Below are 24935 nucleotides of genomic sequence, written 5' to 3'. Positions count from 1 at the left end.
AGATGACCGTCGACCCCACCCGGTGGAGCATCGCCACCCGGCTGTTCGCCCTGCTCGTGGTCTTCGTCGTCGCCGTGACCCTGCTGGCGACGGCCTGGACGATCCGGTCGGCCCGCGACGACGCCGATCGCTCGGCGGCACGGGCATGCCTGGCGCTCGCCACCTCGATCGCCGACAACCCCTACGTCGTCGACGCGCTGGGGACGTCCGATCCGAGCGCCCGTCTGCAGCCCTACGCCGTGGCCCTGATGAGCGACACGTCGACCGACTTCGTCACGATCATGCGGCCCGACCGCACGCGCCTGACGCACCCCGACCCCGACGAGATCGGCCGCCCGTTCGTCGGCACGATCGCCCCGGCCCTCCGCGGGGAGTCGTTCACCGAGATTTACGCCGGCACCCTCGGCCCGTCGGTGCGCGCGGTCGTGCCGATCGAGGGCGACGGCGAGGTCGTCGCCCTCGTGTCGGCCGGGGTCACGGTCGACACCATCACGCAGTCGGTCGGTGAGCGGCTGCCGCTCGTGTTCGCGGCCGCCGGGGCGACCGTGGTGCTCGGCGGCGTCGTCTCGTGGCTGCTCAGCCGGTACCTGCGGCGGGTGACCTGGGGCCGCGGTCCGGAGGAACTCGCCCGGATGTTCGCGTACTACGAGGGCGTGCTGCACTCCGTGCGCGAGGGTCTCGTGCTCGTCGACGACCGCGGCCGACTGACGCTCTACAACGACCAGGCGGCCGAGCTGCTCGACCTGCCGCCCGGGGGCATCGCCGCTCCCGTCCCGCTGACCGACCTGCAGCTGCCCGACTCGCTGCGCGAGCTGCTCGCCTCCGGACGCCGCGCCTCCGACGAGGTGCACGTGACCGACGACCGCGTGCTGGTCGTGAACCAGGAGGTCACCGAACCCACCGAGGGCCCGACCCACCCGACGCCCTCGACCGGACGAGGAGGCGCGACACCGTCAGGAGGCGCGACACCGTCAGGAGGCGCGACACCGTCAGGAGGCGCGACACCGTCAGGAGGCGCGACACCGTCAGGAGGCGCGGCACCGGTCACCGGCACCGCCCGCCCACGCTCCCGCCGCACGCTCGGGACCGTGACGACCCTGCGCGACCACACCGAGCTCACCCACCTCACCGGCGAGGTCGAGACCATGCGCACCCTCTCGGACGCGCTGCGCTCGCAGACCCACGAGTTCTCGAACCGGTTGCACACGATCGTGTCGCTGATCGAGCTCGGGCGTGGCGACGAGGCCCTCCGGTTCGCGGCCGACGAGCTCGACCTCGGCCAGCGGCTCGCCGACCGGGTCGTGGCCGCGATCGACGAGCCGACGCTCGCCGCCCTGCTGCTCGGCAAGGCGGCACAGGCCCGCGAACGGTCGATCGACCTGCGCGTCGACGTCGAGCCCGACCTGGGGACGATCGACGTCGAGCCCGGGGACCTCGTCACGATCCTGGGCAACCTCGTCGACAACGCCTTCGACGCGGTCGCCCCGACCCTCGACGCCCCGACCCCCTCCCCCGATCCCACCGGCCGCCCGGCCCGCCCGCCCCGGGTCGAGGTGACCGTCGCCCGGGTCGAGGGCGGCGTCCAGCTCGACGTCGAGGACGACGGCCCGGGGCTCGGCGACGTCGAGCTCGCCTTCCGGCGGGGGTTCAGCACCAAGCCGACGTCGGCGGGCGGACGCGGCATCGGCCTCGCGCTCGTCCGTCAGGCCGTGGGTCGGGTCGGAGGTCGGCTCGACGTCGCCACGGGACCCGACGGGACCACCTTCTCGGTGCTGCTGCCCGACCGGCGGCCGGACGACGTCGACACCACCGCCCGACGTCGGGGTGGGGTGCGGTCGTGACCGGCGCCTCCTCGTCCGTCGACCGGGTCCGCGTGCTCGTCGTCGAGGACGAGCCCCTGACCGCGGAGGCGCACGTCGCGTACCTCGACCGGCTGGACGGCTTCGAGGTGGTCGGCCGGGCGCGGGACGGACGCGAGACCCTCGACGCGGTCCGCGCTCTCGGCGGTCCCCATGGGCGCGGTCTCGACCTCGTGCTGCTCGACATGAACCTGCCCGACACGCACGGTCTGCAGCTCTGCCGGGCCCTGCGGGCGGCGGGCTCGAGCGTGGACGTCATCGCGATCACGGCCGTACGGGACGCCTCCGTCGTGCGGACCGCGGTGTCGCTCGGCATCGTCCAGTACCTGATCAAGCCGTTCACCTTCGCGACGTTCGCCGACCGGCTCGGGGCCTACCGGGCGTTCCGCGAGTCGCTGGCGACCGGGCAGGGACAGGTGACCCAGTCGGACGTCGACTCGGGGTTCGCCACCCTGCGCCGGGCACCGGCACCGACGCTGGCCAAGGGCCTCGCGCCGGCCACGCTCGAGCAGGTCGTGGCGGTGCTGCGTCGCGGCGGGTCACCGTCCGCGGGCGAGGTGGCGGACGCCGCCGGGGTGTCGAGGGTGACCGCCCGCCGGTACCTCGAGCACCTCGCCGACACGGGGGCGGCGACCCGCGAGCCCCGGTACGGCAGCCCGGGCCGACCCGAGCACGGCTACCGCTGGAACTGAGCGGACGGCCTGTCCTGCGGGTCAGCGCCGGACGAGCCGTGCGATCTCGGGCAGCGCCGCGAGGGTGCCGGATGCCCCGTGCTGGTCGGGGTCGAGGGCGAGACGCCGTAACCCGGCACGCGTGTAGGTGCCGACGTCGGCCACGAAGTCGGCGGGCGCGCGCCAGACCAGCCGGTCGGCCGACGACGCGTCGAGGCCGCGGGCGAGGGCGGCGTCCCGAGCGCGCTCGGGCGAGGTGAAGGCGAGCAGGGTCGGGGTGCCCTCGTCCACGACGGCGAAGGGCCTCGAGGCCCCGGCCGTGCCGCGGTCCACGAACCACCAGGCCTCGAGTCGGAACGCCGAGCGCCACAGGGCGACCGGGTCGTCGACCACGACGGCCGTGGTCCGCACCGGCGTCGCGTCGACCACAGGGGGCGGCACGACGACCGGTGCCGCGCTGCCGGGAGCCACCCGAGGAGGCGCGGGCCGCGTCACCGGCGTCGGTCCCGCCGGCGGGGCGGCCCGGTCGACGACCTTCTCGAGCCGGGCTCGACGGCGCTGTCCCAGACCGATCCTCACGAGCACGATGCCGCCGGCGACGAGGACGGCGACCACGGCGAGGGCGACCACGACGTCGACGGACGACTGCCGACCGGGCGCCACGAGCCCGACGAGCAGCACCGACGCGCCGATGGGCGACCCGACGACGGCGATGGCGAGCAGCACGACTCCCCAGGTGAGTGCTGCGGTGCCCGACGGGCCGCGACGGCTCGACGGACGGCGGGGGTCGGAGGGGTCGGGGCTCGGCATCGGTCCAGCGTAGGGCGGCCGGCCGGGTGAGGCCCGGGTGCGGCGGCGGTGCCCGCTGCGACCCCGACGCGGCTCCTCAGCGGCAGCGACGGCGTCGCACGCCCGGGGTGATCGACGGAGCCGTCCGTCGGCACTACGCTCCGACCATGGCCGACACGCGTGGACCCCAGATCGTCCGAGGCGACCCCGAGGTGACCCGAGCGACGCTCGACCTGAAGCTGCCGGTGGCGATGCTGCCCGGCCTCGTGCGTCGAGCACTGCAGGCGAGCCCCACGTTCTCGTTGCGCGACGCCGACGAGACGGGGGCCACGCTTCTGCGTCGGTCGGCGTCGGCCAGCGGCACGGACACCGTGAGGCTCGACTTCGCCGCGTCCGACAAGGGCAGCCGAGTCTCGGCCGAGGTCCACTCCCCCGGCGGCACGATCGGCACGTCGGTCAAGCGCCGCGACGACGACACGACCGCCCTGTTCGAGGCGATCGCGAAGGCCGCCGGGCCCTTCTGACCGGTGACGGGGCACGGGCCGACACCGCGCCTCCCTCGGGCACGCCGACGGGTCAGACGCCCACGATCCAGGTGTCCTTCGCGCCCCCGCCCTGGGACGAGTTGACGATCATGCTGCCCTCGGGCGCCACGCGGGTCAGCGCCAGGTCGGCGAGCACGCTCTCGCCCGCCCCGGTGCCGGTGAGGTACACGAAGCAGCGGAGGTCGACGTGCCGGGGCTGCAGCCCGGTCGGGGTCAGGGTCGGGTGCGACGACAACGTCACCACCTCCTGCGCGACCCAGCCGGACGGGTCCCGGGCGATCTCGGCCCGACGCTCGGCCACGACCGCCGCGCTGGCCGAGGGGCCGATCAGGACGCCGCGACCCCCCTCGCCGTCGACCGGCTTCGTGACGAGCTCGCCCACCCGGTCGAGCACCGCGAGCCGCTCGGCCGGGTCGCCCGTCCGGTAGGTCGGCACCGACTCGAGCAGCGGACGCTCGCCCAGGTAGTACCAGATGAGGTCGGGTACCGCGCAGTACATCGCCTTGTCGTCGACCAGCCCGTTGCCGGGGGCGTTGGCGAGCACGACGCCGCCCGCCGCCGCCACGTCCATCAGGTGCTCGCCGAGCAACGGGTCGTGCGGCGCGTGCACGTCGACCAGCTCGCGGTCGAGCCGCAGGTAGAGCGCGTCGACGACGGCGCCGGTCCTGCGGTCGACGACCCGCGCCTCCCGGACCTCGACGTCGTCGGCCTGCAGCAGCAGCAGCCCCGCGCCCTCGGCGAGGGTACGGTGCTCGTACCAGGCCGGGCTCGCGGGGCCCTCGCTGAGGAGCGCGCCGACCGGCTCGCCCCCGCCCCGAGGAGGCGCGGTGTGTGCCAGCAGCGTCGCCCTCAGCACCGAGAACACGCTCGTCGGGTCGAGCAGCCCCGCCGGCCGCGGAGCGTCCGGCACCACCTCGTCGAGCAGCCGTCGCACCGCGATCGAGAACGCGGCCCCGCTCGGTGCCCGGACGTTGTCCTCGAGCACGCGCCAGCCACCGAGCTCGTCGCGCACGAGGTCGAAACCCTGCACCGCCGCGCGCACGGCATCCGCGGGCAGCCGGGTGGCCTCGGTCCGCCACCCCGCCGCGCCGACGACCTGCTCGTGGGTCAGCACGCCGTCCGCGACGACCCGGCGCTCACCGTAGGCGTCGCGGAGGAACGCCTCGATCGCCCGGGCGCGCTGGGTCAGGCCGGCCTCGAGGCGGCTCCACTCGTGCCGCGTGACGATGCGGGGCACGAGGTCGCAGTGGAACGCCCGGTGGTCGCCGCCGACGCCGAACCCGAGACCGGCCCGCTCGCACCAGGCGTCCCGCGCGACGGCGCGGGCGCGGGCCTCGGTCGCGCCGAGCTGCTGGAAGAAGCCGGCGACGTCCCGGTAGGCCGGGCGGGGGTGGAGTCCCGGGCCGATCGCCTCGTCGCCGGCACGGAACCGGTACCCCACGAGGGTCGGCGCCGGGTCGTCGAGCCCGGCGGCGGGGCCGTGCGTCTCGCGGACGACCAGGTCGACCACGTCGTCGAGCCGTCCCCTCTCGGCGAAGGCGGCGCGCTGCCGGTCGGCCGAGTTGCCCCGGGCGAGCGTGGCCTCGGCGAGGTCGGACACGGTCTGCCAGTCGCCGAACTCCTCGAGTTGTGGCCGCAGCCGGGTCACGAGCTGCCGAACGGCCTCGGCCGCGGGCAACCGCGAGGGGTGCTGCTCGAGGTCGAGCAGCTCGCCGGCGAGCCCGCTGCGCGCCGCCTGCCACATCGCGGCCCGGTGCAGCGGCGCCGCCCGGTGCCGGGCGGGGCGGCCGGCCTCGACGTCCGTCTCGGCCCGGCGCACCGCGGCGCGGTAGAGGCCGGCGATCAGCACCGCGTCGTCGACCAGCGGGCAGGCGTCGCAGGTGCGCAGCTCGAGGGTGGGCGCGTGGCTCGAGGGCCGGACGTCGAAGTAGGCCATGCCGCTGTCGGCGATCACGCCCGACCCGATGAGGTCGGCGAGCAGCTGGTCGTACTCGGCGGCGTCGGCCATCGGGCCGGTCGCCCCGGCGCTCGGCCACCGTTGCCAGATGAGCGAGCGGATGCTCGCGTAACCGGTGTCCTGGCCGTTGAGGTAGGGCGAGCTGGCGCTCAGGGCGAGCAGGGCGGGCAGCACCGGGGCGATCCGCCCGGCGACGTCCACGGCGAGGTCGCGGTCGGCGACGCCCACGTGGATCTGCAGGCCGCAGATCAGCTGCTCGTCCACGAGCAGGCGGTACTGCTCGTGCATGCGCCCGTAGCGCCCGGTCGTGGTCAGTTCGAAGTCGGCGACCTCGCTGCGCGGGGCCGTGCCGACGGCGCCGATGGCGAGCCCCTCGGCGGTCGTCACCTCGACGAGGTCCCGACGAAGGGTCAGGATCTCGCGCCGCAGGTCGTCGAGCGTGGTCACGACCGGGACGTTGGTCTCGATCGTGGTGCGCTGCAGTTCGGCCCCGTAGCGGTCGGCAGGCAACCGGGCGAGGAGGTGCGGCGCCCTGGCCGACAGACGCCCCGTCTCGAGGTCGATCAGGTGCAGTTCTTCTTCCGCCCCCAGCGTCAGCTCAGCGCTCATGCCTGCACAGTACGGGCGTGGCCCGGTTCTGCCCGCCTCTTCATGAGGATTTCACATGAACGGGTCACGAGGAGGCGCGGCCCCGTCGGCCTCGGAGTCAGACCCGAGCGGTCTGGCGCACCCCCGCGGCGGGCAGCAGCACGCCGTCGATGAGCCCGACGAGGTAGTCACGGTCGACGGGCTTGCGGAGGACGAGCACCCGGTACGACACCATCGACGGGGTGACGAGGGCGAGTGCCTCGATGTCGGTGTCGGCCGCGATCTCGCCTCGCTCGAGGGCGCGGCGCAGCAGCAGGCGGTTGGCCTCGGCACGGGGTTGGACGATCGCGGCGTCGACGGCCTCGGCCAGCTCGGGCGTGGTCGAGAGCATCGTCACGACGCCCGCCATGACCCGCATCTTCTTCTCGGCGTCGTCGATGCTGTGCGGCTTGATCATCGCCAGGAGGTCTCCGCGCAGCGTGCCGGTGTCGGGCAGGCCGTCGAGGTCGACGGCCCCCTGCTTGAGGCAGGCCACCGCGTCGACGACGAGTTCGCCCTTCGAGGCCCAGCGGCGGTAGAGCGTGGCCTTGCCGGCCTTGGCGCGAGCGGCCACCATCTCGATGGTCATGCCCTCGAAACCGGTCTCGGCGAGCACGTCGATGGTGCACCGGAGGATCTCGGGGTCGCGGCTGTGGTCGCGCTTGCGACCCGGTCGCGAGGGGGTCGCGGGGTCGGTCTCGGCGGGCGTCGTCGCCACGCCTTCCCTGTCGGTCATGGGGGCGACTCTACCTCGGATGTTTACGAAACTGCCTGTATCCGAAACTCGCGAGACTCGTATATGCTCGCGCTCATGTCTCAGGCCTCCACCTCCCCTGACGGCGCGACCCGCGTCTCCTCGTCCTCTGCCACCCCGCCGCCGTCCCGGCGCTGGTGGACCCTCACCACCGTCGCCCTCGCCCAACTGATGGTCGTCCTCGACTCGACCGTCGTGAACATCGCGCTGCCCGCCGCCCAGACCGACCTCGGCTTCTCGGACGGCGACCGGCAGTGGATCATCACCGCCTACTCGCTCGCCTTCGGCAGCCTGCTGCTCGTCGGCGGCCGCGTCAGCGACCTGATCGGCCGCAAGCGCACGTTCATCATCGGCCTGATCGGCTTCGCCCTCGCCTCGGCCCTCGGCGGTGCGGCCGGCACCTTCGGGCTGCTCGTCTTCGCCCGCGCCCTGCAGGGCGCGTTCGGCGCCCTGCTCGCCCCCACCGCCCTCGCCGTCTTGACCACCACCTTCACGATCCCGAAGGAGCGCGCCCGCGCGTTCGGCGTCTTCGGGGCGATCGCCGGTGCCGGCGGAGCCATCGGCCTGCTGCTCGGCGGGTTCCTGACCCAGTACGCCTCGTGGCGCTGGAACCTCTACATCAACGTCGTCATCGCCGCCGTCGCGATCGTCGGGGCCGCGATCTTCGTGTCGCACGTCACCCGCACCGGACCGCGACCCAAGCTCGACGTGCCTGGCACGCTGCTCGTCTCCGGCGCGCTCTTCTCGCTCGTCTACGGCTTCTCGAACGCCGAGACGCAGGGCTGGGACTCGCCGCTGACCTGGGGCTTCCTGGCGGCGGCCGTCGTGCTGCTCACCTCGTTCGTCGCGTGGCAGCGCCAGGCCGAGCACCCCCTGCTGCCCCTGTCGATCGTGCTCGACCGCAACCGGGGTGCCGCCTACGCGTCGGTGACCATCGCGGGTGCGGGCATGTTCGGCATCTTCCTGTTCGTGACGTACTACCTGCAGACCTCGCTCGGGTACACGCCGACCAAGACCGGCCTGGCCTTCCTGCCCATGATCGCGATGCTCGTCCTCGCGGCCCAGCTGTCGACGAACATCTTCGTACCGCGCTTCGGGCCCAAGATCATGGTGCCGTTCGGCATGACCCTCGGCGTGGTCGGCATGCTGCTGCTCACCCGGCTCGACCTCGAGAGCATGTACGCCGCCAACGTGCTGCCGGCCCTGATGGTGTTGGGCTTCGGCATGGGCTCGATCATGCCCGCGTCGATCCAGACCGCCACGCTCGGCGTCGACCGCGGACACGCGGGCGTCGCCTCGGCCATGGTCAACACGAGCCAGCAGGTCGGCGGGTCGATCGGCACGGCACTGCTCAACACCCTGGCGGCGACCGCGGCCGCGAACTACGTGGCCGACCACCTGCCCGCGACCGGGGCCGTCGCGGCCGAGGCCGCCGTGACCGGCTACGCCACGGCGTACTGGTGGGGAGCAGGGTTCTTCGCGGTCGGCGCGGTCATCGCGGCCCTGCTGTTCCGACGCCGCGTCCCGCAGTCGGACGACGTGGACGCGTCGGCCTCGCCCGCCGTGGACGCACCGGTCCCGGTGCACTGACGCGACCCCCTCGCCCGGACGACCCGCGCCTCCTCAGCCCTCGGGGGCCGGGGAGGCGCGGGGCGTCCGGGCGACGGACGTCGCGTCGGTCAGGACGCGGCTTCGTCCTCGTCGTAGCGGTCGACGCTGATCGTCGGGATCGACGCCGTGATGACGGAACCGTCGGCGCGCATCAGCCCGCGGAGGTCGCTCGTCGTGGGGACGCGCGTCGTGATGCGCGGCCCCTGACCCTCGAGGGCCACCCGCACCGGAGCCTCGGGTGTGACCCGGAACTCGTCGCCGCGGACGGACAACGTCACGGCGTCGCCCGTCTCGACGGTGAAGACGATCTCGTGCTGGGCGAGGTCGACGCGCACGCGGCTGCCCTTGATCGCGACGCGGAACGAGAGCTCGTCCCAGTCGGCCGGCAGGCGCGGGTCGAAGGTGATCGAGCCGAGCCAGTCGCGCATGCCGCCGTATCCGTTGACCAGCGCGCTCCAGATGCCGCCGGTCGACGCCACGTGGACGCCGTCGGACGTGTTCTTGTGCAGGTCGGCCAGGTCGACGTACAGGGACGACAGGAAGTACTGCTGCGACAGCTGGTGGTGGCCCACCTCGGCCGCGATGATCGACTGCACGACGCCGGACAGGGTCGAGTCGCCCGTCGTCAGCGCGTCGTAGTACTCGAAGTTGCGCAGCTTCTGCTCGGGCGTGAACTCGTCGCCCTGCAGGTAGAGCGCGAGCACGACGTCCGCCTGCTTGAGCACCTGGAAGCGGTAGATGACCAGCGGGTGGTAGTGCAACAGCAGCGGTCGCTTGTTCGCCGGGGTGGCCTCGAGGTCCCAGAGCTCCTTGTCGAGGAACTGGGCGTCCTGCGGGTGGATGCCCCGGTGGTCGTCGTACGGGATGTGCATCGCCTCGGCGGCGAGCTGCCACCCCGTGATCTCGTGCTCCTCGAGGCCGAGGCGGTCGACCATCCGGTCGAACGCGACGGGAGAGTCGTCCTTCAGGCGGGTGACCGCCCGGACGGCCGCCCGCAGGTTCGCGCGCGCCATGACGTTCGTGTAGAGGTTGTCGTCGACGACGGTCGTGTACTCGTCGGGCCCGGTGACGCCGTCGATGTGGAACCGCTGGTCGCCGTTCGAGCGCCAGAAGCCGAGGTCGGCCCACAGTCGCGCCGTCTCGACGAGGATGTCGACGGCACCTCTCTGCAGGAAGTCCTCGTCGCCGGTCGCCTGGACGTACTGGCTGAGGGCGTGGCTGATGTCGGCGTCGATGTGGTACTGGGCCGTGCCGGCGGCGTAGTACGCGCTCGACTCGAGCCCGTTGATGGTGCGCCACGGGAACAGCGCGCCGCGCTGGTTCAACTCGACGGCCCGGTCACGGGCGGCGTCGAGCATGCCGAGACGGAACCGCAGGGCGTTGCGGGCCACGTTGGGCGAGGTGTACGTCAGGAACGGCAGGACGTAGATCTCGGTGTCCCAGAAGTAGTGTCCGCCGTAGCCCGACCCCGTCACGCCCTTGGCCGCGACCCCCTGACCGTCGGTCCGGGCCGTCGCCTGCGCGAGCTGGAAGAGGTTCCAGCGGACGGCCTGCTGGATCTCGGGTTGGCCGGCGACCTGGACGTCGCTGCGCTGCCAGAAGTCGTCGAGCCAGGCGCGCTGGTGCTCGAAGATCTCGGCCGTGGGCGTCTCGGCGGCCCGGTCGAGGGTGCGGTCGCACCGGTCGGCCAGTTCGCGAGGCGGCACGCCGCGACTCGTGTGGTAGGTGATCGTCTTGGTAAGGCGGACCTTCTGGCCGGCCTGCGCCTTCACGCGGTAGACGTGCTTGGCGATGTCGTCGTCGATCTGCGAGGACTGGTCCCACTCGGCGTCGGTCTCGATGCGGTGCTCGGCGCCGACCGCGATCGTCATGCCCGAGTTCGTCGTGCGGTAGCCGAGCACGGCCCGCGTGCCGCCGTTGCGGTTGAGCACGGGCTGCAGCACCCGGTCGTCGAACGACTCGGCCTTGCGCGGGTCGAACGCCTCGGCCGCGGCCCGCATGCCGGCGTGGTACTGGTCGCCCATGTCCTGACGGTTGAGGATCTGGCTCGAGATCAGCAGCGACGCCGACGAGTCGAGCATCGTGACCTCGTACTCGATGACGACCAGGTGACGGTCCTCGAAGCTGACCAGGCGGCGGCTGGTCACCAGGACGCGCTTGCCCGAGGGCGTGCGCCAGTCGATCTCGCGGGTGAGGACGCCGTCGCGGAAGTCGAGGCGTCGCGTGTGGCGGAGGATGTCGGCCTCGAAGAGCACGAACGGTTCGTCGTCGACGTAGAGGCGGATGACCTTCGCGTCGGGCACGTTGACGATCGTCTGGCCGACCCGGGCGAACCCGAAGGCCTCTTCGGCGTGCCGGATGGGCCAGGTCTCGTGGAATCCGTTGACGAAGGTGCCGAACGAGTGACCGCCGCGCCCCTCGTCGGGGTTGCCGCGGAGGCCGAGGTACCCGTTGCCGACCGCGAAGACGGTCTCGGTGAGGCCCTCGTCGCCCTGGATGTACTCGTCCTCGACGAATGCCCACTCGTCGACGGGGAACCGCGAGCGGTCGAGCGGGTCGGACGTGATGTGGTTCACGACTGTGCCTCCGTGGTGCCGGTGGTGCTGCTGCTGGTCGAGGGGGTGCCCGGTGTCGCCTGGTCGGGATTCGGAGCCGAGGAGGCGCGGGTTCGGTCGAGCGCCTCGACCAGCTCGCCGAGGTCGTCGACCACCAGGTCGGCCCCGAAGTCGAGCAGGGTCTGCGCGCCCGTGCCGCGGTCGACCCCGAGCACGAGGCCGAAGGAACCCCGGCGACCGGCCTCGACGCCGGACTGCGCGTCCTCGACGACGACGCAGTCGTCGGCGGTGAGGCCGAGGCGGCGGGCGCCCTCGAGGTACGTGTCGGGGGCGGGCTTGCCGGCGATGCCCTCGGCCGCGGCCACGACGCCGTCGACGATCACGTCGAAGCGGTCGCGGAGGCCCGCGGCCTCGAGCACCGGCACGGCGTTGCGCGAGCTGGAGACCACGGCGACCCGGACGCCCTCGGCGAGGGCCCGGTCGAGGAAGGCCACCGACCCCGGGTACGGCGTGACGCCGTTCTCGGCGAGCTCGGCGGCGAAGGCCGCGTTCTTGCGGTTGCCGAGACCGCACACCGTCTCGGCCTCGGGGTCGTCGTCGGGTGACCCCTCGGGCAGGACGACGTCGCGGGCCGCGAGCATCGCCCGGACGCCGTCGTAACGGGGCCGACCGTCGACGTGCTCGAAGTAGTCGGCCTCGGTGTAGGGCGCGAGGTCGTGCGCGGCGAAGTAGTCGCCGAAGAGGCGGGCCCACGCGCGCATGTGGACCTCGGCGGTCGGCGTCAGGACGCCGTCCAGGTCGAAGAGCAGGGCGCGGAGGTGCGAGAGGCGCGAGGCGTCGCGGGGCGTGGCGATGGACACGGGGTGCCGATCCCTTCGAGCGTGCGGGCAGGGTGAGAGGCACCGGGGCGACGACGGCTCGGTGCCGGTGAGGCGGGAACGTTTCGGGCAGGACGATGACGCGGGGCGACGGGACGAGCGGGTGGTGCGGGCCAGCTGCTGTGCCGACGGGGTGGTGCGGGGTGGGCCCCACGGGTCAAGTGTGGCACCGCTGCGCCCCGACACCTAGCCACGCGTCCGGGGGTGTGGACGACGCACGCCCTGGGGGCGGGACGACGGGGGCCGGCGGACGATCCCGGGGAGGACCACGACACCTGGGGAGGGAGCCGGAGGTGTCGGCGGCGGCTGACATCATGGGCGGCATGGACCTGGGCGACGAGTTCGACGTGCACGACGGCTTCCCGGCCGGTGACGGCGACGCCGACGGCCCCGTCCACTCGACGGCCGTGCCGATGGTCGACGCCGTCGACGTCATCCGGCTCGTCGGGCCGCGTGCCTTCAACCGGGCGAAAGAATACGTCCGCGACGGAGCCGTGCTCGACATCGCCTGGCACCCCGCGGACGAGCGCCTCGAGGGCACCGTCCGAGGGGCCGAGTCGACGCCCTACCAGGTCGTCGTCGACCTGATGGCGACCCGCGGCGAGTACAGCCGCCCGGTCCGCAGCCGCTGCACCTGCCCGATCGGCGGCGACTGCAAGCACGTCGCGGCGACGCTGTTGCAGAGCAACTCCCGGGCCGTGGCCGATCGCAGCGCCCCGGCCCCCACCGTCGACGAACTGACGACCGGGGGCGTGACCGCGCTCGGGGCGGCCCGGTCCGGCACGGGAGCGAGCGACTGGCGGTCGACGGTGGGGGCGATCGGGCAGCCGACCCGCGCCTCCTCGGTCCGGACGACGCGCATGGGTCTGCTCTTCGAACTGCGCGACCGGGCGCACTCGACCCGGGGGCGCGCGGTCGCCCCCTCGGCCCGGCGGCAGGGCGGACCGACGGTGCAGCGACTCGGCGTGCGGCCGGTCACCCTGAGCGGCACGGGCAACTGGGTGCGCGGCAACCTGACCTGGACGTCGCTGCCGTACCAGCTCAACCGGCTGGCCATCGAGCCCGATCAGCACGCCTGGTTCGGCCAGTTCGCGGCGCTCCACCGGTCGGCGGTCTCGACCTACACGCCGGGCGACGCCGACTGGTTGTTCGTCGACGACTTCGCCAGCCCGTTGCTGTGGCCGCTGCTGGCCGAGGCCGGTCGCCTGGGCATCTCGCTCGTGACGGGCAAGCGCGCGACCGACGTCGTCGTCGGCGACGAGGCCCGCGTCACGGTCGACGCGGTGCGGGGCGACGACGGCTCGATGCTGCTGACCGCCGGGGTCACCGTCGACGGCGTGGCCCGTCGCGCGGAGTCGACCGGCGTCATCGCCGACCACGGGGTGTGGTGCGTCGCCCACGAACCCGCACCGACCTTCACGCTCGCGCCGACCGCGGGGCCGCTCGACGACGAGCAACGGCGGTTGCTGACCATCACGCCCGAGGTCGTGGTCCCGGCCGCCGACTCCGACGAGTTCCTCCGCGACTACTACCCCACCCTCCGCCGGCGCGTCGACGTCGTCAGCTCGGACGCGTCGATCGAGTTCCCGACGATCGTGCCGCCCGTGCTGACGCTCACCGTCGGGTTCGAGAAGGGGCAGACGATCCGCCTGACCTGGCGGTGGACGATCGACGGGGCACCCCGACCGCTGACGGCCCACTCCCCCGTCCCCGACCTGGCCGAGCTCGACGTCGTCCCCCGCGACCAGGTGCTGAAGGGGGTGACCGCAGCCGAGTTCGCGACCGGCACGCTGCCGGCACTCGAGGCGCGACCCGACGTGCAGGTCGACCTCGTCGGCACGCGGCCCGACTACCACGAGCTGACCGACGAGCCCCGACTGACCATCACCACGATGCCGACCGACAAGCGCGACTGGTTCGACCTCGGCGTGCTGGTCACCGTCGAGGGACGGACCGTGCCCTTCACGCCGCTCATCACCGCCCTCGCGAAGGGGCGCAAGAAGCTGCTGCTGGTCGACCACTCGTACCTGTCCCTCGACCACCCGGCCTTCGACGAGCTCAAGAGGCTCATCGACGAGGCGTCGGCACTCGACGAATGGGAGGTCGCGCCACGCATCAACCGCTACCAGGCCAGCCTCTGGTCCGAGCTCGACGAACTCGCCGACGAGACGGTGCCCGCCGCCGAGTGGCAGCGGTCGGTCGGCGGGCTGTTGGCCCTGGCCGACGCCGGCGGCCTCGCGGCCGCCACGGCGACCCCCGTGCCGGCCACGGTCGACGCGACCCTGCGCCCGTACCAGCACGAGGGGTTCGCCTGGCTCGCCTTCCTCCACGAGCAGGGGCTCGGCGGGGTGCTGGCCGACGACATGGGCCTCGGCAAGACCCTGCAGACGCTCGCCCTCGTCGCGCACGTGCGCGAGACCGAACGGGTGCGGGCAGGCGGCCCGGCAGCCGCCGCGGACCCGGCACCGGCCACGGCCACAGCAGAGGCGGCCCCGGCCGCGGCCGACGGTCCCGGCGCTCCTCCCGCGCCCTTCCTCGTCGTGGCCCCGACGTCGGTCGTGTCGAACTGGGTGGCCGAGGCCGCCCGCTTCACACCAGGGCTGACCGTCCGCGCCGTGACCGCCACGCAGGCCAAGGGCGGACGCGGTTCGGTGCACGACCTCGCCCGGGGTGCCGACGTCGTCGTCACCTCGTACGCCCTGTTCCGCCTCGACTTCGCCGCCTACCAGGCCGAAGGGTGGGCGGGGCTGATCCTCGACGAGGCACAGTTCGTCAAGAACCGTGCCTCGCAGGCCCACCGGTGCGCGGTCGACCTCGACGTGCCGTTCAAGCTCGCCATCACCGGCACGCCGCTCGAGAACAGCCTGACCGACCTGTGGTCCTTGCTGCACGTGGTGGCGCCCGGACTGCTCGGCAGCAGCGTCCGCTTCGCCGACGACTACGTCAAGCCCATCGCCACGGGCGAGGCGCCCGACCTGCTCCAGAAGCTCCGCCGGCGCATCCGACCGCTGATGATGCGCCGGACGAAAGAACAGGTCGCGTCCGACCTGCCCGCCAAGCAGGAGCAGGTCCTCCGCGTCGACCTCGACCCCGCGCACCGCGACCTCTACGACGCCTTCCTGCAGCGTGAACGACAGAAGCTGCTCGGCCTGATGGACGACCTCGACCGCAACCGGTTCATCGTCTTCCGGTCGCTCACCCTGCTGCGCCTGCTCTCGCTCGACGCCTCACTCGTGGACGAGGCCTACGCCGACATCCCCTCGGCGAAGCTCGACCAGTTGCTCGACGAACTCGAGGACGTGGTCGCCGAGGGGCACCGCGCCTTGATCTTCAGCCAGTTCACGACGTTCTTGCACAAGGTCGCCGCCCGGCTCGACCAGCGTGGCGTCGCGTTCGAGTACCTCGACGGGTCGACCCGACGTCGGGCCGAGGTGATCGACCGGTTCAAGACCGGCGACGCACCCGCGTTCCTCATCAGCCTGAAGGCGGGCGGGTTCGGGCTCAACCTGACCGAGGCGGACTACGTGTTCATCCTCGACCCGTGGTGGAACCCGGCCACCGAGGCCCAGGCGGTCGACCGCACGCACCGCATCGGGCAGACCGACAACGTGATGGTCTACCGGATGATCGCGAACGACACCATCGAGGAGAAGGTCCTGGCCCTCCAGGCCCAGAAGTCGCAGCTCTTCGACGCCGTGATGGACGACGACGCCGTGTTCAGCGCGGTGCTCACCGCCGACGACATCCGCGGCCTGCTCGACGCCTGACCCGAGCCGGGCCGGGCCGAGGCGGGCGTCAGGCCAGCGACACCGTCTCGGCGAAGGTCCGCGTGGTCGGCGGCGCGAGCAAGACCTCGGGCAGGCGGTTGGCCCCCTCGGGCGTGGCGCGCCAGGCGACGTAGGCGTCGTGGTCGGCCGACGAGGCCCACGTCTCGACGACGATCATGACCGACGGGTCGGCGTCGTCGATCAGCACCTCGAGCCCCTGGCAGCCGGGCCAGGCGCGCGTGGCGACGAGGGTCTCGCGGGCGATCTCGTGGGCGAGGTCGAGCCGGGCGGGGTCGACGTGCAGTTCGAGGTGGACGGTGGTGGACATGGTGGTCCCTTCGATCGGGCGGCGGCCCCGGGAGCGGGCCGCGCGGCGGACGGGCCGCGACCTCCCACCCTGGCACCCGCGCCTCCTCGTCCGCCGGGTCAGGCGACCTCGACGGTCACGCGGTGCCAGCCCTCGGCCCCGTTCGGAGCCGGCTGGACGTACTGCTCGCGCTGCCAGGTGCCGTCCGCGCCCTGCGCCCGCACGTCGATCGTGTGCGACCCCGAGCCCGCGGCCCCGGCGTCCCAGCGATGGACCCACTGGCGCCAGGTGTCGGCCGAGACCGAGTCGGCCAGGGTCGCGTCGAGCCACGAGCCGCCGTCGATCCGCACCTGGACCGCCTCGACGCCCGTGTGCGGCTGCCAGGCCACCCCCGCGATCGAGACCGTGCCGGCGTCGACGGATGCCCCGTCGCGGGGTACGTCGATGCGCGACTCGAGCTTGACCGGCCCCAGGGCGTCCCAGCCGCGAGGCGTCCAGTAGCCCTGGGCGTCGGAGAACCGCGTGACCTCCATCTCGACGACCCACTTGGTCGCCGACACGTAGCCGAACAGGCCGGGCACGACCATCCGCACCGGGAAGCCGTGCTCGATCGGCAGCGGCTGGCCGTTCATGCCGACCGCGAGCAGGGCGTCCGTGCCGTCGTCCTGCAGCACGTCGAGCGGCGTACCGGCCGAGAAGCCGTCGATGCTGCGCGACAGCACCATGTCGGCGCCACCGTTCGGCCCCGCGCGCTCGAGCAGCGAGCGGATCGGGTAGCCGAGCCAGAGCGCGTTGCCGATCAGGTCGCCACCGACGTCGTTCGAGACGCAGCTGAGGGTCGCCATGTGCTCCTCGAGCGGCAGGGCGAGCAGCTCGTCGAACGAGATCGTCACCTCGCGATCGACCAGGCCGTGGATGCGCAGACTCCAGTCGGCCGGGTCGATCGACGGCACCTGCAGGGCCGTGTCGATGCGGTAGAAGTCGGCGGCGGGCGTGACGTAGGGCGTGATGCCCTCGACGTCCAAGGAGGCGCCGGCCGGGACCGCGGCCTCGGTCACGCTCGCGCGGGGCAGCGTCAGGGCACGCCGCAGGGCCGCGGCGTTCGCCCGGCCGGCGTTCACGACGCGGGCCCCCGTGCCGACGACGACGGCGGCCACGCCGGCCACGACCGTGTACGTGAGGAACGACCGGCGTTCGAGCCCTGGCCCGCGCAGCGGCGGGACGGGCTGGGTCTGCTCCGCCCACCCGGCCGACGTCGAACGGACCCACCGACGGAGGCGCGAGGCCAGTTTGTCGACCAGCAGCACGGCGGCGAAGGTGCCGACGAGGCTCGGGATGGCGTCGACCTGGCCGGCGTCCGCGCGGGTCAGGACCGCGATCACGGCGAGCGCCCCGCCCGCCACGAAGGCGATCTTGCCGATCGGCTGGCGGCGGTACTCGCCGTAGCCGGCCGCGCCGGTGATGACGACGAGCAGCACGCCCATCAGCACGAAGAGGGCGGCCTTGTCGCCGGTGCCGAACAGGGACACCATGGCGTCCTTCACGCCGGCGGGGGCGAGGTCGACGACGGCCGAGCCGACGGCGAAGAGCGGGCTGCCGGTGGGCCCGGTGACGAGGGCGACGACCTCGGCGGCGGCGAGGAACGCGGCCATCGACACGATGCCGGCGAGGGTGGCCCACAGCCCGGCGGCGCGGGGGGTCATCGGGTCGGTGGGGCCGGGCGTCGGTGCGGGGCCGGACGTCGACGACTCGGGTGGGGACAGGCGGACCGACATGGGCTCAGGGTACGACGCGTGGCTCGGGAACCGCCTGCGTCCCGGCGACCGGGGACGCGCCTCCTGGTGTCGGGCGGACGCCGCCTCTGTGTCGGGGGTGTGACGATGTCCGGCCGCCTCTTCCGCTGCCGCTCCGGCGGGAGCAGGATGACCGGAACGCCCGAGACACACCGATGCGCCCCGGAGGTCAGCATGTCGACGACGAACCAGCAGCCCCCGAACCCCCGGTCCGCGAACCAGGCGCAGCCGCCCACGACCGACACGGGCGAGAGCCCCACCGAGCTGAAGCGGGCGATCGGCCCGAAGCTGCTGTTGTTGTTCATCGTCGGCGACATCCTCGGCACGGGCGTCTACGCCCTGACCGGGCAGGTCGCGGCCGAGGTCGGCGGTGCGGCGTGGTTGCCGTTCCTGATCGCGTTCGCCGTGGCCCTCGTGACGGCGTTCTCGTACCTCGAGCTCGTGACGAAGTACCCGCAGACCGCCGGCGCGGCCCTCTACGTGCACAAGGCGTTCGGCATCCACTTCGTGACGTTCATCGTGTGCTTCGTGGTGATGTGTTCGGGCATCACGAGCGCGTCGACGGCGTCACGGGCGTTCGCGGCCAACCTGGCGGCGGGCATCGGCGTCGACCTGTCGAACTCGGCGGTGATGCTGATCGCGATGGCGTTCATGCTGCTCGTGATGGCCGTGAACTTCCGCGGGGTCAGCGAGAGCGTCAAGGCGAACGTCGTCCTCACCCTGATCGAGCTGTCTGGCCTCGTCATGGTGATCCTGATCGGGTTCTGGTTCATCGCCGGCGGCAACGCGGACTGGGGCCAGGTGGTGCTCTTCGAGACGCCGGGCGACAAGTCGCTGCTGCTGAGCGTCAGCACCGCGACGTCGCTCGCCTTCTTCGCCATGGTCGGCTTCGAGGACTCGGTCAACATGGCGGAGGAGACCAAGGACCCGAGCCGCGTCTTCCCCAGGGTCATGCTGACCGGCCTCGGCATCACCGCCGTGATCTACGTGCTCGTCTCGATCTGCGCCGTGGCGATCGTGCCGATCGGCGACCTGGCCGACAACGAGACCCCCCTGGTCACCGTGGTGAACACCGCCGCCCCGGACTTCCCGATCGGCGGGCTGCTGCCGTACATCTCGATGTTCGCCGTCGCCAACAGCGCCCTGATCAACATGATGATGGCGAGCCGGTTGCTCTACGGCATGAGCAAGCAGGGCGTGCTGCCGGGCTTCCTCGGCAGGGTGCACCGGAAGCGGCAGACCCCGTGGGCGTCGATCGTCTTCACGACGGCGCTCAGCCTGGTGCTGATCGGCTACGTCTCGCTCTCGCCCGAGTCCCCGATCGTGGCCGTGCTCGGCGGCACGACGTCCCTGCTGCTGCTGACGGTGTTCGCCCTGGTCAACGTCGTCGTCCTCGTGTTGCGTCGCGACACGGTGTCGCACGGACACTTCCGCGCGGGCACGGTCCTGCCGATCGTCGGCGTCGTGGCCTGCCTCTGGCTGGTGCTGCCGGTGTCCTCCGGTCGCGGCGCCGAGCAGTACACGATCGCCGGCGGCCTGCTCGCGATCGGCGTCGTCCTCTGGCTCGTGACCTTCGTGTCGCGGCGGGGGAAGCCGGTGCCGATCGACGCGATCGCCGACGCCGAGCGCGCCGACCCCGGGGCGTAGACGGCAGGAGGCGCGGCGCCGGTCTCGCCACCGGCACCGCGCCTCCTCGGCGGATCGGGGCCTACGGGATCAGGCGGGCGGCGCGGTAGCGCTCGAACAGGTCGACGAACGCCTGCTCGGTGCGGCGGTACCGGGTGAACCCGGCGTCGCGGGCCTTGCCCATGTCGGTGACGACCTCGATGTCGCGACCGAGGTCGCCGTCGGTGTGCCACCACGAGGCGACGCGCGACAGGTCGGGCTCGGCGAGGTCGTGCTCGGCGACGAGGTCGCGCCACTCCTGCTCGAGGCCGACCATCTGCTGCTCGAGCGGACGCGGCTCGCCCTCGAAGCCCTCGACGAGCGCGGGGTCGATGCCGAGGTGGCCGGCCAGGCGGGGCCACAGCCAGCGCCAGCGGAACACGTCGCCGTTGACGACGTTGAACGGCTCGTCCGCACCGGCGGGGTCGGTCGCGGCCCAGATCATCTGCTCGGCGAGGACGCCCGCGTCGGTGACGTCGACGAGCGAGTTCCACTGCGTCTCGCTGCCCGGGAACGTGAACGGGCGGCCGAGGCGCTTGCTCAGCGCGGCCTGCACGGCGATGGTCAGCCCCATGTTCATGGCGTTGCCGACGGCGAACCCGATGACGGTGTGCGAGCGGTGCACCGACCAGGTGAACCCCTGGCGCTCGGCGGCGGCGAAGAGCTCGTCCTCCTGCGCGTAGTAGAAGTTCGGGTAGGGCAGGCGCTCCTCGTCCTCGTGGAACGGCGTGTCGGGCATGTCGCCCGTGCCGTAGGCCTCGAACGGGCCGAGGTAGTGCTTCAGCCCGGTGACGAGCGACACGTGTCGCACGGGGGCGTGGTCGAGGGCGGCCAGCAGGTCGCGGACCATGGCGCCGTTCACCGCGATGTTCTCCGCCTCGGTGTCGCGCTTCTGCCAGGCGGCGAAGAACACGTGGGTCGGCTTCGCGTCCGCCAGCGCCGTGCGCAGGCTCTCGGCACTCGTCAGGTCGGCGGCGATGCCCGTCACCCCGTCGGACGAGGAGGCGCGGCGCGAGAGGGCCAGGACGTCCCACCCCTCGCGCGTCAACTGCTCGACGAGGGCGGTGCCGGTGATGCCGCTGGCGCCCACCACGAGGGCGGTGCCCGGAACCGTCGGGGCGGCGGGCCGGGTGCTGTCGGTCTGGGGGGTCTCGGTGGTGCTCATCCGTGGTCCAAGCCGATCGCGCCTCCCGGCATTCCCGGCCGGCGCGTCCACACCGACGTACCCCGCCCATCCCGCCTGACAGGCCTCAAGAGGCCCGGGCGTACGGTCGCCCCATGGATCAGGACACGAACGAGCCCACCGGTCGCACGCCCGAAGACGAGGCGGCCGCCCTCGCGCTCGCCATCGTGTCCCAGGCCGCGGCCATCACGCAGGGCGACCCCGAGGCCGTCGAGGCCAGCGACGAGAACCTCCGCGAGGTCGTCGCCGAGCTGACCGACGAACCGCTGACGCCTCGACAGGAGGACGTCATGGCGACCCTCGGCACCGCTGGCGGCAGCCTCGCGGCCGGCCTCACCGCCGCCCTCGCCCACGAGAAGGGTGTCGACCCGGGAGTGATCCTCGGCTCGACCTCGCAGGCCATCGTGGCCCAGACGCAGTCGCCGTTCGCCGGCGGGCAGGACGACATGGACGACGACCCCGAGCTCGTCGCACAGGCCGAACGCGACGCCCGAGCGCACGCCGCCGAGCGGGACGGCGACGACGCCCCCACGCGTGCGGACCACGGTCGCCGCGACATGGCCGACGCCGGACGTGAGCGGGGCGACGCGGGCGAGGCGCGGGCCGAGCGCGGCGACGACGACGACGCCGACCACGCGTCCTAGGGGCGACGACCTGCTCGACGGGACGGGATCGGACGTCCGGCACCGCGCCTCCTAGACTCGACGGACGGGTCCGCGGGGACCGCCTCGGCGGTGCTCCGGCCCGCCGGTCGTGAGCGAGGAAGAGGTCAGCGTGTCGGACACCAGGCGCCCTGAGCGGCCCACCCCGGTCAAGCCCCGACCGCCGCGGGTGCCCAAGGCCCCGAAGGGCAGGCCGAAGGGGCCCGCCCAGTCACGACTGGTCAACCAGCACGAACTGCGCGACGTCCGGGCGCGACTGCGCGGCACCATCTACGAGGGCACGACGCCCGAGCACGGCATCGGGGGCGACCTCTACTCGCCTCGTCAGATCGTCGACTTCTGCCTCGACCTGGGCGACGTCATGCTGTCGTCGGGTGCCGACGTCCGCAGCACCGAGGTCGCGATCGTGGCCGTGAGCACCAAGTGGAACCTGGCCCCGCTCGAACTCGACATCACGGGCACGGCGATCACCATCCAGTACGCCCCGGCCGGCGTCAACCCGTTGGTCAAGACCCGGGTCATCTACGCCGAGGGCTCGAACCTGCACCGGCTGTCGAGGGTCTACCAGATCGTCGACGACCTGCTGCACGACGACCGCGACATGACCGAGGCGGTGGCCGGCCTCGTCGAGGTCTTGAAGTCCCCGCCCCGGTGGCCGTCGTGGCTGACCGACCTGGCGATGGGTCTGCTGGGCGTCTCCGTGACGCTGCAGGCCGGCGGCACGTGGCAGGCCGCCGTCGGCGCGTTCGTGGTGATGATCGGCATCATGACGTCCGGCCGGGGGCTGACTGCCCGCGGCATCCCCCAGTTCTTCGTCATCGGCCTGCAGGCCGCGTCCACCGCCGCACTCGGCACGCTCGGCATCTGGGCGGGGCTGCTGACCCCGGGAGGCGCGGCGGCGTTGGTCGCGGCCGTGGTCGTCCTCGTCCTGCCGCACCCCACGATCGTCACCTGGGCCCAGGACGCGATCTCGGGCTTCCGGTCGATGGCGGTCGGGCGCGCCCTGGTGATCGGGCTGATCGTCGCCGGGGTCGTGTGCGGCATCCCGGCCGGACTCGCCGTGACCGCACGGTTCGCGGACATCGAGGTCGACCCGACGAACATCACCCTGCAGGCCCTGCCGCTCTGGCTCTCGCTCATCTCGAGCTTCGCCGCCGCGTCGGCCAACTCGATCGCGCAGGGGTCGACCGCCCGCATGATCCCGATCACGATCGGCGTCGCCCTGATCGGCAACCTCTCGCTCTTCACCCTGCGCCAGCTCGGCCTGCCGCTCATGGGGGCCACGTTCGTCGCGGCCACCCTGCTCGGAGCGCTCTCGACCGTGGCTGCGGCTCGTCTGCGGACGGCGGCGACGGTCATCGCCGTGCCGGCGTTCTGCGGATCGCTGCTGCCGTCGCTCGCCGTCGCGTCGTCGCTGCTCAACTTCATGGCCGGCAACGACGGCGCCGAGGTCGACTTCGTGTTCTCGATGCTGACGACCCTCGCGATCGGCGCGGGACTCGTGCTCGGCAGCCTGCTCGCGACCCCGGGCGCGCGCCGGTGGTTGCGCCGGGCCAAGCGCGTGCGGGTGCAGTCGGTCCACACGGACACGACGCCGATCAGCATCATCGTCCCGACGGTCGCCGCGGAGGCACCCGTCGCGGAGCCGTCGGTCGCGTCGCCCGCGCCCACGCCCACCGCACCGATCCCCGTGGTGCCGTCGGCCACCGAGACGGTCTCGAAGCCGAGCCCCACCCCTGAACGCCCGCGCCTCGCGGACCCCACGGCACCCCGCCTGCCCGGGGTCGCTCTCTCGACTCCGGTCCGATCCGCAGAGCCCCCGGCAGACGCGGCGACCTCGAACGGCTAGCGCTCGGCCCCGGCGGTCACCCCGCGCCCGGCGTCGCCACGGCCCGTGTCGCCGCGTCCTGTATCGCCGCGCCCCGGCAGCTCGACCTGGGCGTCCTCGCCCTCGAGGCGGCGGATGATCGGCTGGACATCGCCGATCTCGGCGCCGATCCAGTGTCGGTGCATCTTCTCGGCCACGGCGTAGGTGGTGCCCGACCCGCCGAAGGGGTCGAGGACGAGGTCGCCGGGCTCGGAACTGATGGTCAACACGCGCTCGAGCAGCTTCTCGCTGAGCTCGTTCGCCCCGCGGGTCTTCGTCGCCCGGTGTCGCACGGGCGGGATGTCGAGCCAGACGTCGGTCAGGTTGATCCCGTCCGGGTGCAGCTTGCTGCGGTGGCCGCCGTAGTCCTTGATGTCCCGGCCGCAGTGCCGGCAGACCTGGATCGGCAGGCGGGGACGGACGAAGCGCGACGGCTTGCCCTTGCTGTAGTAGAGCAGCGAGTAGTGCGACGGGTAGAGCTTGTTGGGGATCGGCAGACCGTACTTGATGTCGACAGCGACCCAGTGACGGAAGGTCATGCCCTCGCCGTTCAGCACGTGGCCCAGCTCGATGTTCCAGCGAGGGAGGTTGAACAGGTAGAAGGAACCGCCCGGCCGGAGCACGCGGACGCATTCGGCGATCCACCGACCGCACCAGGCCAGGTAGGCGTCTTCGTCGAGCGAGTCGTCGATGCCCGCCCCGTAGACCTTGCCCAGGTTGAACGGCGGATCGGCGAACACGAGGTCGACGGACTCGTCGTCGAGCTCGGCGAGGACCTCGAGGCAGTCGGCCTGGAAGAGTCGACCGCTGGCGGTGCGGTACGTCGGTTGCACATCGTCCTTCGGGGTGTCGCGGGGCGGGATCGGTCGTCGAGAAGACTACTTCGGGCCGCCGACACGGAGGCCCGTCCGTTCGACTGACGACCGGTAGGCTAACGACCGTGTCACCCCCTGCGAAGGAGCAGAAGCCGGACTCGCGGCAACCCCGTCCGGTCGACGAGGTGATCGTGCTCCGCCGTCGGGGCCGACTCCTGCTCGACGACACCCTCGACCCCGGCGACCCGATCCTCCGCCCCCGGCGTCCCCCTCGACGAGGCCCGCCGAGCGTCTCCGTCCACCGCGAGCCGATCCCCCACCAGCCCGCACTCGCGCTGGCCCTGTCGGCGGTCGCCGCCGCCGGGTACGTCGCGTGGGGCTGGGGCGAGCTGGACGAGGGAGCCACCGGGTTCCCGTTCGGCCTCGCTCGAGGTCGCCGGGCGTCGACGCCCGTGGTCGGCCTGACCTCGGCGGCCTTCGCCGTGACGGCCCTCGCGTCGGCCACGGTCGGACGACGGCCGGGCCGGTCCCGGGCCCTGCGCCGACTCGCCGTCGCGACCTCCGCGCTGACCACGGTGGTCGTCGTGACCACGCTCGTCGCGACGGTGCTGCCCCTCGCACCGACCTGAC

General features: G+C 72.8%; 18 protein-coding genes. 9 read left to right on the top strand and 9 right to left on the bottom strand.

What is annotated here, in order from left to right:
* Nucleotides 1-2: 2 nt before the first annotated feature.
* Together EDF21_RS00395 and EDF21_RS00390 are read left to right on the top strand one after the other, a co-directional pair.
* A complete protein-coding gene (locus EDF21_RS00395; RefSeq protein WP_123569953.1) occupies nucleotides 3-1841 on the top strand; it encodes a sensor histidine kinase in 1839 nt (612 codons plus the stop codon).
* A complete protein-coding gene (locus EDF21_RS00390) occupies nucleotides 1838-2551 on the top strand; it encodes a response regulator (RefSeq protein WP_056044794.1) in 714 nt (237 codons plus the stop codon). The genes EDF21_RS00395 and EDF21_RS00390 overlap by 4 nt, the downstream gene beginning before the upstream one ends.
* A 21-nt stretch (nucleotides 2552-2572) precedes the next feature.
* Here EDF21_RS00390 and EDF21_RS00385 read toward each other — a convergent pair whose 3' ends face one another.
* Nucleotides 2573-3340: a hypothetical protein gene (locus EDF21_RS00385; protein WP_056044796.1), complete on the bottom strand. Its 768-nt coding sequence runs from the start codon at nucleotides 3338-3340 to the stop codon at nucleotides 2573-2575.
* A 146-nt stretch (nucleotides 3341-3486) separates the two neighbouring features.
* Here EDF21_RS00385 and EDF21_RS00380 point away from each other — a divergent pair, with 146 nt between their 5' ends.
* A complete protein-coding gene (locus EDF21_RS00380) occupies nucleotides 3487-3843 on the top strand; it encodes a hypothetical protein (RefSeq protein WP_123569952.1) in 357 nt (118 codons plus the stop codon).
* A gap of 52 nt (nucleotides 3844-3895) precedes the next feature.
* Here the strand turns inward: EDF21_RS00380 and EDF21_RS00375 are convergent, their stop codons facing one another.
* Entirely contained in the window at nucleotides 3896-6430 is a 2535-nt protein-coding gene (locus EDF21_RS00375) for a carboxylate--amine ligase/circularly permuted type 2 ATP-grasp protein (protein WP_123569951.1), read from the bottom strand.
* Between the two features lie 97 nt (nucleotides 6431-6527).
* Nucleotides 6528-7184 (bottom strand): TetR/AcrR family transcriptional regulator, encoded by a 657-nt coding sequence (locus tag EDF21_RS00370; RefSeq protein WP_056044801.1) that lies wholly within the window; start codon nucleotides 7182-7184, stop codon nucleotides 6528-6530.
* Between the two features lie 75 nt (nucleotides 7185-7259).
* On the opposite strand from EDF21_RS00370, the gene EDF21_RS00365 reads away from it, so the two are divergent.
* Nucleotides 7260-8792: an MFS transporter gene (locus EDF21_RS00365; RefSeq protein WP_123570747.1), complete on the top strand. Its 1533-nt coding sequence runs from the start codon at nucleotides 7260-7262 to the stop codon at nucleotides 8790-8792.
* 89 nt (nucleotides 8793-8881) lie between these two features.
* Here EDF21_RS00365 and EDF21_RS00360 read toward each other — a convergent pair whose 3' ends face one another.
* Together EDF21_RS00360 and EDF21_RS00355 are read right to left on the bottom strand one after the other, a co-directional pair.
* Nucleotides 8882-11389, bottom strand: a complete 2508-nt coding sequence (locus tag EDF21_RS00360) for a glycoside hydrolase family 65 protein (protein WP_056044802.1) — start codon at nucleotides 11387-11389, stop codon at nucleotides 8882-8884.
* Nucleotides 11386-12228, bottom strand: coding sequence for an HAD family phosphatase (locus tag EDF21_RS00355; RefSeq protein WP_233568305.1), 843 nt, complete (start codon nucleotides 12226-12228; stop codon nucleotides 11386-11388). Before EDF21_RS00355 ends, EDF21_RS00360 begins: the two co-directional genes overlap by 4 nt.
* A 341-nt stretch (nucleotides 12229-12569) precedes the next feature.
* Here EDF21_RS00355 and EDF21_RS00350 point away from each other — a divergent pair, with 341 nt between their 5' ends.
* Nucleotides 12570-16013, top strand: coding sequence for a DEAD/DEAH box helicase (locus EDF21_RS00350; protein ID WP_158612822.1), 3444 nt, complete (start codon nucleotides 12570-12572; stop codon nucleotides 16011-16013).
* A 28-nt stretch (nucleotides 16014-16041) separates the two neighbouring features.
* Here EDF21_RS00350 and EDF21_RS00345 read toward each other — a convergent pair whose 3' ends face one another.
* Entirely contained in the window at nucleotides 16042-16341 is a 300-nt protein-coding gene (locus EDF21_RS00345; RefSeq protein WP_056044807.1) for a putative quinol monooxygenase, read from the bottom strand.
* A 98-nt stretch (nucleotides 16342-16439) separates the two neighbouring features.
* On the bottom strand, nucleotides 16440-18095 hold the full coding sequence (locus tag EDF21_RS00340; RefSeq protein ID WP_370274411.1) for a molybdopterin-dependent oxidoreductase: 1656 nt from the start codon (nucleotides 18093-18095) through the stop codon (nucleotides 16440-16442).
* Between the two features lie 192 nt (nucleotides 18096-18287).
* On the opposite strand from EDF21_RS00340, the gene EDF21_RS00330 reads away from it, so the two are divergent.
* The gene (locus tag EDF21_RS00330) at nucleotides 18288-19760 is read left to right on the top strand and encodes an APC family permease (protein WP_123569947.1); all 1473 of its coding nucleotides are present in this window, start codon (nucleotides 18288-18290) and stop codon (nucleotides 19758-19760) included.
* A 61-nt stretch (nucleotides 19761-19821) separates the two neighbouring features.
* Here the strand turns inward: EDF21_RS00330 and EDF21_RS00325 are convergent, their stop codons facing one another.
* Entirely contained in the window at nucleotides 19822-20943 is a 1122-nt protein-coding gene (locus EDF21_RS00325) for an SDR family oxidoreductase (RefSeq protein WP_123569946.1), read from the bottom strand.
* Between the two features lie 113 nt (nucleotides 20944-21056).
* Between EDF21_RS00325 and EDF21_RS00320 the strand changes: the two genes are divergently transcribed.
* A complete protein-coding gene (locus tag EDF21_RS00320) occupies nucleotides 21057-21605 on the top strand; it encodes a hypothetical protein (protein ID WP_056044812.1) in 549 nt (182 codons plus the stop codon).
* A gap of 130 nt (nucleotides 21606-21735) precedes the next feature.
* Nucleotides 21736-23472, top strand: a complete 1737-nt coding sequence (locus EDF21_RS00315) for a threonine/serine exporter ThrE family protein (RefSeq protein WP_233568304.1) — start codon at nucleotides 21736-21738, stop codon at nucleotides 23470-23472.
* On the opposite strand, the gene EDF21_RS00310 is transcribed toward EDF21_RS00315, so the two are convergent.
* A complete protein-coding gene (locus EDF21_RS00310; RefSeq protein ID WP_123569944.1) occupies nucleotides 23469-24323 on the bottom strand; it encodes a site-specific DNA-methyltransferase in 855 nt (284 codons plus the stop codon). The two genes, EDF21_RS00315 and EDF21_RS00310, sit on opposite strands and share 4 nt — an antisense overlap.
* Before the next feature lie 107 nt (nucleotides 24324-24430).
* Between EDF21_RS00310 and EDF21_RS00305 the strand changes: the two genes are divergently transcribed.
* Nucleotides 24431-24934: a hypothetical protein gene (locus EDF21_RS00305; protein WP_123569943.1), complete on the top strand. Its 504-nt coding sequence runs from the start codon at nucleotides 24431-24433 to the stop codon at nucleotides 24932-24934.
* Nucleotide 24935: the final 1 nt, after the last annotated feature.

Source organism: Frigoribacterium sp. PhB118 (genome assembly GCF_003751725.1).
Classification (GTDB): Bacteria; Actinomycetota; Actinomycetes; order Actinomycetales; family Microbacteriaceae; genus Frigoribacterium.
Note: the sequence above shows the minus strand (reverse complement) of the source record. Positions and strands in the feature narration are given on the sequence as shown.